Here is a 989-nt window from a genome sequence, read left to right as displayed (position 1 = left end):
GGCCGGGCGTGCAGCCCGGTGCGATGCCGCCGCGCCGCACCGGCACCGACGGATCATCGGAGCGGTAGCGCAGACGGTTTAGTCCGTAGCCCGGATGGAGCGCAGCGCAATCCGGGTCTCCTGTCGCTCGTAGCGCCCCCGGATTACGCTGCGCTCCATCCGGGCTACGAAGCTACGCGTTGGGCACGCGACGAACTCCAAGCTCGTCATTGCGAGGAGCCCTTGCGACGAAGCAACCCAGAGTCCCTGCGCGGAAGCATTCTGGATTGCTTCGCTGCGCTCGCAATGACGGCGGAGCAGCAGCTACGTCTTCGCCAGTTCCAGAAAATGCCGCCCGCCGCGATCCTCAGTCTCGACGATCCATGCATCCGGATCGAAGCGGATTTCCCTGGTCAGCCGTTCCTCGATGGTATGCTCCGGCAAGGCCTGCGGCGCGACGGGCACGAAGAAGCGATCGACGGGGCGACCGTCGTCGTAGGAGGTCTGCGGGGCCGGCACGTAGAGCATCGCTTGGCCGTCCAGCAGCGACACCTTCACGAACACCGCGCCCGCCTCCTCGGCACCGCGACGGCGCACCGCGCCGAACACGCCCTCGGTCTGGCATCGGCGCAAATAAGCCGCGACCCATATGTTGGATTTCAAACGCATGAGTCGAACGATAGGCCAGCCGCGCAGTCAGCGCCAGCCGTCGCACGCGCGTGGGAATTATTCGACGGGATGGCCGATCGCCGCACCGAGCTCGCGCAGCAGGCGGTCGGAGAGCTGGCCGGTGACCTGCATCTTGTGTTCGCGTTCGAACTTCTGGATCGCGGACTGGGTCTCTCCGCTCATCGTGCCCGTGATCTTCAAATTTCCGTAGCCAAATTCGGACAGCGCGCGCTGCACGCCGGCGATACGCCGTGCGGCCGGGCTCTGCGGCACGGGAATCGGGGCCGGCGGACGCATGGCGGACGGCGGCGTCGACGTCGTTTGCTTGACCAGATTGGTCA

The 989-nt window shown here is 66.1% G+C and carries 2 protein-coding genes; both read right to left on the bottom strand.

Annotation, left to right across the window (positions count from 1 at the left end; all coding sequences use genetic code 11):
• Positions 1 to 303: 303 nt before the first annotated feature.
• Positions 304 to 648, bottom strand: coding sequence for a DUF1491 family protein (locus MOV74_RS38985; protein ID WP_246932913.1), 345 nt, complete (start codon positions 646 to 648; stop codon positions 304 to 306).
• A 57-nt stretch (positions 649 to 705) separates the two neighbouring features.
• On the bottom strand, positions 706 to 989 hold a 284-nt coding region (locus MOV74_RS38980), incomplete at its 5' end, for a peptidoglycan-binding domain-containing protein (RefSeq protein WP_246932910.1).

It is taken from the genome of Bradyrhizobium sp. SHOUNA76 (genome assembly GCF_023006445.1).
GTDB lineage: Bacteria > Pseudomonadota > Alphaproteobacteria > Rhizobiales > Xanthobacteraceae > Bradyrhizobium.
The sequence above is the reverse complement of the archived record's forward strand: the minus strand, read 5'-3'. Positions and strand labels throughout refer to the sequence as shown.